This window comes from bacterium (genome assembly GCA_040753555.1).
GTDB lineage: Bacteria > UBA9089 > UBA9088 > UBA9088 > UBA9088 > JBFLYE01.
In genome coordinates this window covers 1-9,467 of the sequence record JBFMDZ010000080.1, presented here as the reverse complement: position 1 = coordinate 9,467, position 9,467 = coordinate 1, and the positions used below count along the sequence as shown (strand labels likewise).

Below are 9,467 nucleotides of genomic sequence, written 5' to 3'. Positions count from 1 at the left end.
ACCATTTCATGCTTCTTGGTTAAATCAGGCTGAAATCCTGCTCAACATCTTTTCTAATAAGTATATTAAACGTGGTTCATGGAATGATAAAGATAAATTCATAAACCACCTCTACACATCCTTAGATAAGTATAATAATCGCTCTGCTCATCCATTTGAATGGTCTTTTACACGACACGCTATGCGTAACTGGTACTCGTGCAAAATTTGCCCACCGTGACACTAGTATTTTGAAGCCAGAGAGACAAAGTAGGAGTTTCCAAGCTCACCAGAGGGCTGGAAGGCAAAGTCAAGGGAGAATCTTCCCTGTTTTATGCCAAAACCTGCTGTTAAACCAGAGCCTTCATCCTGTGGTCCTGATTTAAACCCAAGCCTTATGGCTAATGCCTTTCTGTAGTCATATTCTCCGCCAATGTTTATGTATGGGTTATTGTCATTGGGGATGGTTCCATCTAGGGTAATTGTAATTGGAGCAAGGGTTTTTGGAAGGAGATATGAAAGGCCTAGCTTTAATGATAATGGAAGAGGATCGGATTCCTTTTCAAACTTTATCCTTGTTCCAATGTTTTTTACAACCGCACCTATTTTCATTCCAGCAATGCTTGGTTTATAAAGCATTCCAGCATCTGCACAGAATCCGTAGGCATCGCTATTGTCTATCTTTCCATAGATTGCCTTAAGGGATAGACCCAAAGCGATGTTTTCATTAGGCATTTTTCCTCCTAGACCAAAGGAAAAGGACATATCACAGGCTGTCCATTCCTCTCTTTTATCAACAGGATTGTTGTTATCAACCTCATACTTTTTCTCCTTTCCATAGTCAAAGTAAGAGATGCTTGTTGCAAATATAGCCTTGTTTGTTGGAAAAACAGAGGAGAGATAGCCATAGCCTAATCCATCTATCTCATCATATGGCTTAAGGAACATAAATCCTGCCTCTCTGTCTTCTATTTGGGACAGACCAGCTGGATTCCAATATAAGGCATTTATATCGTCAGCAAGGCCTACAAATGCCTCTCCCATTCCATTTGCTCTTGCCCCCTGTCCAAGCTTAAGGAAAGCCATTGCGGTTTTACCAGGCTCTCCTGCAAAGCTCGTCACCCCTATCAACCCTACAATTGCTACCAATAAAAATATCTTCTTCATCCTAAAAAAATTCCTCCTTTATTTATTCTATTTAAGAATACTCATTTAATTATCTTTTGTCAAGAGATTTTTTTCCTGATTGTTACTATTTTGTTACAATAAGAGGTTAAGCATTCTATCCTTGAAGACTTAGAAATCCCTGCATTTTTAAGAAGGTCTCACTAGCAGGTAAGGTGAAAGACTCCACAAAGCCTTTTATTTTTTGAAAGTTCATTATAGCTCTTAACAGCCTTTTCTGTTGGTTCTTCAATAAGGGTAATTCCATGCTCTAAGAGGGCTTCTTTTGTTTCAGAAAGAACATTCATCATTCCAGGGCTTCCCTTTCCTATAACAAGAATTTCTGGTTTTTCCTTAAATATCCCCTTTATATCCTCAATACATACACTATGGCCTCTTTTCCTCCACCAGCTTGACTCTATTCTATCCGTATAAATAATAAGGTCTTGAGTATATATCTTTCCATCTATAACCATCCTTCCAAAGCTATAAGAGGAAATCATTTCTTAAATACAATAAAGAAAGCACCAATAACTATTCCAAGGTCTGCAATGTTAAATGTTGGCCATCTAGCATTTCCTATTCCAATTGAGATAAAATCAACAACAAAGGAATAAATAATTCTGTCAAAAAGGTTAGAAATGGCGCCACCAATAAATAGACCAATTCCTATTTTAAATAATAAAGGCTTTTCTTTTAGAAAAATAGAGTAGGCAACAAGGATAATACAGATTATAAGGGTAAGCCAGAATATAATCCCCGAATACCCTGAAAACAACCCAAACGATATGCCGTAATTTCCTGTTTTTGAAAGGGTAAGGAATGGAGAAATTGTAATTTTTTCAGAAATCCTTAAAGCTAAAGCCTTTGTTATCCTGTCAATTGTAAATAAAAGAATAGCAATGATAAATGGTATCATATATTTGTCTTCTATTGTCTATGTTCTATCCTCTCTCTTCTATCTTCTGACAAGCCATATTGATGAAAATGCCCTGTATTGGATTGCCCTAATAAACCTTAATCTTATAAGCTCAAGGATTGCCAAGAATGTTACAATAAGTTCAAGCCTAGTTTTTACATCAAAAAGCATTGCAATTTCTATTTTCTCTATCTCAATAAGCCTTTTCTTTATCCTCTCTATTGCCTCCTCTATTTTTGGCTCATCCAGGACAAGCTCATAAACAGGGTTTTCTTTATTTTTGGAAAGTATATCCTTTAATGAAGAAAAAAGGTCAAAAATAGAAACCTCAATTTCTTCTTCTACATCTTCCTGTTTAAAGCTTATAGGAATTCTTGTCCCTTGCTCTTCAAACCTTTCTCCAATCCATAAGGAAACCCCTTTATACCCTTCGTATTCCTTAAGGTAAAAAATAAGGTCATTATTCTCTTCTTCAATTACTTGTGGTCTTGGAAGGAGAATAGAAGATTTTATCAAAAGAAGCTCGCTTAAAAAAACAAGGAAATGTGGCGTTTTTTCTAGCTCAACCTCGCTTTGAAGCTTAAGATAAGAAAGATAGCTAGAGGTTATTCTTGCTATTTCAAATTCTAAAGGAGAGAGCTTTCTCTTTTTTACAAGAATAAGAAGCCCTTCTATAGAACCTTCATATACACCAAGGTTAAGATTAAACAATTGTAGATGCTCTTTTAGAAAGCTTTGATTTTAGCCTCGCTGCCTTATTCTTATGAAAAATCCCCTTTTTTGCTGCCTTATCAATCTTCTTAAAGGAAAGTTTTAGTTTTTCAAAAGATGCCTCTTTCCCTTCCTTCTCATTAGATTTAAAAGCCTTAATAGAAGATTTTACATCCATCTTTATAGACTTATTTAAAAGATACCTTCTCTTGTTTTGGCGAATATTTTTTAAAACAGAAATTGCTCTCTTTTTAATAGCCATAGACATATTTTATCATTACAACAAATATTTTGTCAAATTTTTAAGTAGATACTTTCTATTTTTATTCCACATTCTGTAATTGTTTATAGCCCTCTTTTATAGCCAATATATCCAAATACCTTGTTTTTATATCTTCAAGCTCTATATCTTGAATGTCCATCTTTCTTTTGTCAATGGTTTTTATATAAGACATACATTTATCGCAGACATCAACCCGAAAGCCCTCTTCATCTATCTCAAAAAACCTTAATTTCTCTTCGCTGCCGCAATATGGGCATTTTATCCTTAAAAATTCCCATTGTGTTTTACAAAGCATACATTCAAAAACCTTTTTTCCATCATCCCTTCTAAGATATGCCATTAAAGGAAAACATCCACAAATGGGACAATAAGGCTTATTCCAATTAGAAGGAATTTTATCTTTAAAATTCTCTCCAATCTTTTCAAATATGGGCTTTAAAACATTTATAGAGATAAAATCACCATTCTTGGCATTTTCTATCAATTCCCTCATTCCAACCACTCTTTTTTCCATTGCTTTCTTTGAATATTTTTCTATACAAAGAACAATTTCATTGAACATCTCATTAAGAAGCCCTTTGTCTACCTCAATCTTTTCAAAATCTATAGGAAGGCTATCAGGGATGGGTAAGGAAAGCCTCTCTTTGTATTTTATCTTAAGGATATTCAGCTCCTTAAAACACCCAATTTCATCTTCTGAAATATAATCTTTCATTTGCTATTCATCGGAGGGGGTGAGATTCGAACTCACGTGAGATTTACACCCCAATCTGTTTTCGAGACAGACCCGTTATGACCACTTCGGTACCCCTCCATTTTATACCTATAAATTTAGAGAGGCTATTTGCTCTTTTATCACCCTTGTTGAATTTATAAATTTTTCTCTTTCCTCTTTTGTTAAGGAAATTTTAGGATAACCAATTATTCCATCTTTTCCAATTATTGTTGGTATGCTTATACATATCTCATACTCTGAAATAAAAGATGATAATGGAAATACCCCTTTTTTATCAAAAACAATTGCCTTTACTATCTCTAAACATGCCATTCCAACAGCCCATCCTGCTCCACCCTTGTTTTTTATCATCTCTGCCCCTGCTTTTCTTGTCCTTTCAATTATCTCGTCATCAGAGTAGGAAACAGCAACCATTGAATCCCCATGCTCACCTACTATCATAGCATCATTTGGGTCTTTTCCATCTCTTTTTATAATAGATTTAAGCCTTATGGTATCAAGGTATGTTCCCAAACCAAAAACCCTTTCTTTTGCAAAGCCCGATGTCTTCAAGGCTAGATAGGTCATAATGTCAACAGGATTTGAAACAACAAAGAGAAGGCAATTTTTATTGTTTGATGTAATATTTTTAACAATATCAGCTATCAAAGAAAGATTTTTGTTTATAAGGTCTAGCCTTGTCTCTCCTTCCTTCCTTCTTAAGCCTGCTGTAATAATTATAAGATTACAATCAGAAAGCTCTTTATAACCACCTGCTTTAACAATTGTCTCTTTTGGAAATAAGATAAGCCCCTGATTTATATCCTCTGCCTCTCCTATTGCAAGCCCTGAATTTAAATCAATAAGGATAATTTCATCTACTATTCCCTCTCTTGCAATACAAAATGCGGATGTGCTTCCAACCCTTCCTGCACCAATTATTCCTATTTTCATAAAGAAAATTATATTCCCTTTAATCTCCTTTGGTCAAGCCAATGATAGACAAAATCATCCATAAAATGATAAAATTTAAGTATGAAGAAAGAAAAAAAGGGTCTTCTGCAAAAGATTTGGGAATGGGTTGAGTCATTATTTGTTGCCCTAATAATTGCCCTTGTTATTAGGTTTTTCATTATTCAACCATATAGAATTCCATCTGGCTCTATGATTCACACATTAGAGATTAAAGATCAGCTATTTGTTATAAGATGTAAGTATGGAGTAATGATTCCTTTTACTGACAAATGGCTATGTAGATGGGCAAGGGCTAAAAGGGGTGATATCGTTGTCTTTAGAAATCCAGCTGATCCTGACAGGGGTGTTCTTTTGAGAATAATCTCGCCTGTTATCTGGGCAACAACCATTGGAAAAATTGACCTTAACCCACATAAGGATTATATAAAAAGGGTAATAGGGACACCAGGGGATGAGGTAATGATTAAGGATAGGCAGGTTTATATAAATGGAAAGGCAATAGATGAGCCTTATAAAATACATCAAAACCCCTACAGGCAATTTGGATATTCAGAGATGGATAATTGGCTTTCTCCCATTGTAGTTCCAGAAGGAAAATATTTTGTAATGGGAGATAATAGGGATTTTAGCTATGATAGCAGATTCTGGGGCTATGTTCCAGAAGAACTAATAGTTGGAAAGGCTTTGTTTATCCATTGGCCACCTTGGAGGATAAAATGGCTGAAATAAGCGCACCAGAGCACCAGAACAGCCTACTAGCACCAGAAAAAGAAACGATTAAACATATACGAAAAAAGAAGGTAGAGCTTTTAACAGAAATTGAGGAAAAGGATGCACAAATAAGTGAATATCTTAATCTTGCAAAAGTGATAAAGGCTGATTTTGAAAACTATAAAAAGAGAACAATAGAGGAAAAACAGCAATTAAAAAAGATATATCAAAGGGAAATTCTTGTTGAATTTCTTACAATTTTTGATAACCTTGAGAGGGCATTGAAACAGGGAACAGGGGATATAGAAAAAATTATAGAGGGGATTGGTTTTGTTAAGAAGGAATTTGAAAATATTCTCTTAAAAAATGGCATTAAGAGAATAGAAACAATTGGATATGAATTTTCTCCCAAGTTTCATATTGCTATCCTTTCTATTCCAACAAAAGAGCAAAAGGAGGGGATGATCCTTGAGGAGGTTCAATCAGGCTGGAGCGATGGTGATTTTTGCCTAAGACCTGCCTCTGTTATAGTTTCTAAAGAATGGCAAGAAGAAGCTTTGCAAAAAGTGGAATAAAAATATTCTTTTTGTTTCTTCTTATTATTTTTTGCTTCAACAGAATAATTGGGACAAAGAATTTAAGTAGGATAGAAAGCCTTGAAAAGAAGCTAAAAGAAGACAGTAATAACCTGGATATTATTCTTCCCCTTGCAGAGAGCTATTATAAAAAAGGCATTTATCTTGACGATGCAAGAGAAAGCTTCCCCTATTTTGAGGGTGCAATTTTCTTGTATAAAAGGGCATTCAATATAAACAAAGACCCAAAAACCGCTTTTTTATTAGGAAAGACATATTTTAATATGGCTAAATATTTAGAAAAGGAAGAGAGAGGCAAATTTTACAAAGAAGCCCAAGAAAATTTTTTATTCAGCTATAACAATGGCTTTGTTGATAAGGAGTTATTTATCCTCCTTGGCCATTCTTACTTAATAGATGGTTTCTTTGATAAATCAATAGAATTCTATTCAAAAGCCCTTTTACTCGACAAGAAAGACCCAATTATTCTCTCAAACCTTGCCTTTTGTTATAAGGAAAAGGGAGACCTTGAGAAAGCCTTGTCATACTTAAAAATTATTGATGAGCCATTGGATAAAGAGACATATATAGACCTCCACCTTTCATTTGGCGATATATATGAGAAAAAGGGCCTTCTTCTCTTGGCAAGGAAGGAATACTCAACAGTTTTAAAAAAAGATAAAGGCAATGAAAAAGCCTTAAGGGCAATAAAAAGACTTGACTAATACCCTAAAAAATAATTGTTTTGCTAATCTATCTTGCTATAGTCAGCATCTTACCCCTCTTTTTAGGTTGGATTTATTCGTTTATGTTGGTATAATATTTAAATGCTTTCAAAAAGGGTATTAGAAATTCCGCCATCTGGGATAAGAAAATTTTTTGACCTTATAACAGGAATGCCAGATGTAATCTCATTAGGCGTAGGAGAGCCAGATTTTCCAACGCCCTGGCATATCCGTGAGGATGCTCTATATTCTATAGAAAAGGGTTGGACAACATATACATCAAATTGGGGGCTTCTTCCTTTAAGGGAAAAGATAAGCGAGGTGGTCTATTCAAAATATAACCTCTCTTACGACCCAAAAGATGAGGTATTGATTACGGTTGGCGTATCAGAAGCTATTGATCTTGCACTTAGGGCTATATTAGAGCCAGATGATGAGGTTCTTATTCCAGAACCATCCTATGTCTCCTATAAGCCCTGTGTGATAATGGCAAGTGGAAAGCCTATTGTTATTCCTACAAAATTTTCTAATAAATTTAGGATAAAACCAGACGATATTAAAGAAAGGCTGACAAGCAAAACAAAGGCAATTATTCTTTGCTATCCAAATAACCCTACTGGAATGACATATACAAAAGATGAACTTTTTGCAATCGCTAATGTTTGCAAAGAGAATGATATTATTGTTATATCAGATGAGATATATGGGCTTCTTTCCTATGAGATAGAGCATAAACCATTTGCCTCGTTTTTGAAAGATAAAACAATATGGCTTTCTGGATTTTCAAAGGGATATGCTATGACAGGATGGAGGCTTGGCTATGCATTAGGATGTGAGGAAATTATCTCTGCTATGTGCAAGATTCATCAATATATCATCCTTTGTGCTCCTATTATGAGCCAATATGCAGGCCTTTCTGCTTTATCTAGCAATAGCTTTATTGATATAAAGGATGAGTTTTCAAGAAGGAGGAGACTTATTGTTGACGGATTAAATTCCATTGGCCTTTCCTGTTTGATGCCAGATGGTGCATTTTTTGTCTTCCCCTCCATTGAAAAGACAGGGTTGTCCTCTGATGATTTTTCAGAAAAGCTCTTGTTTTCCGAGCATGTTGCAACGGTTCCTGGGAATATCTTTGGTGAGTGCGGAGAGGGGTTTATAAGATGTTCGTATGCAACATCTACAGAGAAAATAGAAAAGGCAATAGAAAGAATGGCAATTTTTTTGAAGAAAATATAAAATTAGCCATTTTTAGGTTTTTGTGTTTATAATCCCCTGTAAATACTTATTGTGCCACAATCGTTTGCAATTCAAGTTAAAGTAAGTTGGGTTAGTTACAAATAAGAGTGCAATCCAGAAAATAAGAAATTGACAGCAAGGAAGGTAAAAAGTATAACAAATATGCCAATTATAGCCAAATATGAAAGAAGCCTTTTACCTGCTCCAACAAGCCTTATATGGAAAAATAGGCTATAGTATAGCCAGGTAATCAATGCCCAAACTTCTTTTGGATCCCATCCCCAATACCTTCCCCAGGCATCGTATGCCCAGATAGAGCCTGTAATAATTCCAAATGTAAGAAAGATAAAGCCTCCTTTAACAAAGGCAAAGAGGGTTTTAAATATAGATTCTTTTCCCATCAAAAAACCTAGCCCTAATGTCCCTCCTAGTGTAAAAAATGTATAGGATAAAAAGCATAAGACAACATGAATAGGAAGCCAAAAGCTTCTTAAGGCTGGCATTAAAGGGCTAGGAGAAGATGGAGAAGAAACAATATAAAAAAGTCCAATAGAGGCAATCAGCAAGATATATCCACCTACCTCCCAAAGCTTAAAAAGGAGGAAGAAAAGAATTATCAATAGAGAAAAGAAAAGAATAGACTCATAAAGGCTTGCAAATGGAGGCCTTCCTAACTTAAGGCTATATAAAACTAGGCCTGTTATATGAAAAATTAAGCCAACAATAGGAAAAAAAATCCATCTTTTTTTAATAAAGAAAAGGATGGCAGAAAGAAGATAGAAAAAAAGGGCTATTTTAAAAAATATCATTTTATAGTATACTAAAAATCAATTGAATTTCAAGCAAACCCTTTTGTTAAAGGGCTAGGGTTAAGATGCCTGTTTGGTCTAAGGGTTAGGAAGTTAGTCACTTTTTCACCAACATCCTAACCCAACTTCCATAATGGCTTCCTAACCTTAACCTAACTACATGTTAACCGAAAAGTTTGCAAACCATTTTTGTTTTAGCATAACAAAAAAACCAATTTTATTTCAGTATATGGAAGATAAAGGAATATGTCAAGACAAGAAAAAGAGGGGTAATTGTGATTCAGACATAAGAGTTAAAACCTTAAATCCCGAAATTTTATAATTATGTATTGTTTAACAAACAGAAATATCGTACGTGTTTAGCTAATATTTAAAGAAAGCAATGAAATAGTATGTGTTCAGCTAATTTTAAGGAAAGCAATGAAAGAAAGTGTGGAAGCGCGGAAGCAAGAAAGCTTTTAGTTAGCCCTTCCGTTCTTTAAGCTCTTCCGTTCATATAGGGAGAAATGAATTTTAAACCAGCTAAACACATACGAAGATGCTTTGCTGCTTGATAGACTGTCCAGACAGCTCCAACCGAAAGACCTTCATAAAGCTCTACTGATTTGCTAATCGATCCAAGAACACTCAAATCATCCTTATGTTTCAAAGCAAGCCTAATG

At 34.8% G+C, this 9,467-nt stretch carries 14 protein-coding genes and 1 tRNA gene; 5 read left to right on the top strand and 10 right to left on the bottom strand.

Annotated features, from left to right (window positions below):
- Window positions 1-220: IS630 family transposase (locus AB1630_07560; GenBank protein MEW6103649.1), on the top strand; the 220-nt coding region annotated here is incomplete at its 5' end.
- 2 nt (window positions 221-222) lie between these two features.
- Here AB1630_07560 and AB1630_07555 read toward each other — a convergent pair.
- The 8 genes from AB1630_07555 to AB1630_07520 all read right to left on the bottom strand — a co-directional run bounded on the left by AB1630_07555 (window position 223) and on the right by AB1630_07520 (window position 4,725).
- The gene (locus AB1630_07555; GenBank protein MEW6103648.1) at window positions 223-1,146 is read right to left on the bottom strand and encodes a PorV/PorQ family protein; all 924 of its coding nucleotides are present in this window, start codon (window positions 1,144-1,146) and stop codon (window positions 223-225) included.
- 161 nt (window positions 1,147-1,307) lie between these two features.
- A complete protein-coding gene (locus AB1630_07550) occupies window positions 1,308-1,646 on the bottom strand; it encodes an MTH938/NDUFAF3 family protein (GenBank protein ID MEW6103647.1) in 339 nt (112 codons plus the stop codon).
- On the bottom strand, window positions 1,643-2,062 hold the full coding sequence (gene lspA, locus AB1630_07545) for a signal peptidase II (GenBank protein ID MEW6103646.1): 420 nt from the start codon (window positions 2,060-2,062) through the stop codon (window positions 1,643-1,645). The genes AB1630_07550 and lspA overlap by 4 nt, the downstream gene beginning before the upstream one ends.
- Before the next feature lie 39 nt (window positions 2,063-2,101).
- Window positions 2,102-2,773, bottom strand: coding sequence for a segregation/condensation protein A (locus tag AB1630_07540; GenBank protein ID MEW6103645.1), 672 nt, complete (start codon window positions 2,771-2,773; stop codon window positions 2,102-2,104).
- On the bottom strand, window positions 2,766-3,035 hold the full coding sequence (rpsT, locus tag AB1630_07535) for a 30S ribosomal protein S20 (GenBank protein ID MEW6103644.1): 270 nt from the start codon (window positions 3,033-3,035) through the stop codon (window positions 2,766-2,768). Before rpsT ends, AB1630_07540 begins: the two co-directional genes overlap by 8 nt.
- Window positions 3,036-3,096: 61 nt before the next feature.
- Window positions 3,097-3,771 (bottom strand): formate dehydrogenase accessory protein FdhE, encoded by a 675-nt coding sequence (locus AB1630_07530; protein ID MEW6103643.1) that lies wholly within the window; start codon window positions 3,769-3,771, stop codon window positions 3,097-3,099.
- A gap of 11 nt (window positions 3,772-3,782) precedes the next feature.
- Window positions 3,783-3,870: transfer RNA gene (locus AB1630_07525), tRNA-Ser, on the bottom strand.
- A 9-nt stretch (window positions 3,871-3,879) separates the two neighbouring features.
- On the bottom strand, window positions 3,880-4,725 hold the full coding sequence (locus tag AB1630_07520; GenBank protein MEW6103642.1) for a lactate dehydrogenase: 846 nt from the start codon (window positions 4,723-4,725) through the stop codon (window positions 3,880-3,882).
- 81 nt (window positions 4,726-4,806) lie between these two features.
- Between AB1630_07520 and lepB the strand changes: the two genes are divergently transcribed.
- The 4 genes from lepB (at window position 4,807) to AB1630_07500 (ending at window position 7,996) form a co-directional block, all read left to right on the top strand.
- The gene (gene lepB, locus AB1630_07515) at window positions 4,807-5,475 is read left to right on the top strand and encodes a signal peptidase I (protein ID MEW6103641.1); all 669 of its coding nucleotides are present in this window, start codon (window positions 4,807-4,809) and stop codon (window positions 5,473-5,475) included.
- Window positions 5,463-6,032 carry a nucleotide exchange factor GrpE gene (locus AB1630_07510; protein MEW6103640.1) on the top strand — a complete coding sequence of 190 codons (570 nt, stop codon included), beginning with the start codon at window positions 5,463-5,465 and terminating at the stop codon, window positions 6,030-6,032. The genes lepB and AB1630_07510 overlap by 13 nt, the downstream gene beginning before the upstream one ends.
- Window positions 5,999-6,757, top strand: coding sequence for a tetratricopeptide repeat protein (locus AB1630_07505; protein MEW6103639.1), 759 nt, complete (start codon window positions 5,999-6,001; stop codon window positions 6,755-6,757). Before AB1630_07510 ends, AB1630_07505 begins: the two co-directional genes overlap by 34 nt.
- 102 nt (window positions 6,758-6,859) lie before the next feature.
- Complete coding sequence (locus AB1630_07500; GenBank protein MEW6103638.1) at window positions 6,860-7,996, top strand: aminotransferase class I/II-fold pyridoxal phosphate-dependent enzyme; 1,137 nt, start codon at window positions 6,860-6,862, stop codon at window positions 7,994-7,996.
- Window positions 7,997-8,091: 95 nt separating this feature from the next.
- On the opposite strand, the gene ccsA is transcribed toward AB1630_07500, so the two are convergent.
- Together ccsA and AB1630_07490 are read right to left on the bottom strand one after the other, a co-directional pair.
- Window positions 8,092-8,805 (bottom strand): cytochrome c biogenesis protein CcsA, encoded by a 714-nt coding sequence (ccsA, locus tag AB1630_07495; protein ID MEW6103637.1) that lies wholly within the window; start codon window positions 8,803-8,805, stop codon window positions 8,092-8,094.
- Window positions 8,806-9,283: 478 nt separating this feature from the next.
- Window positions 9,284-9,467 (bottom strand): hypothetical protein (locus AB1630_07490; protein MEW6103636.1); only part of this gene is annotated, 184 nt, incomplete at its 5' end.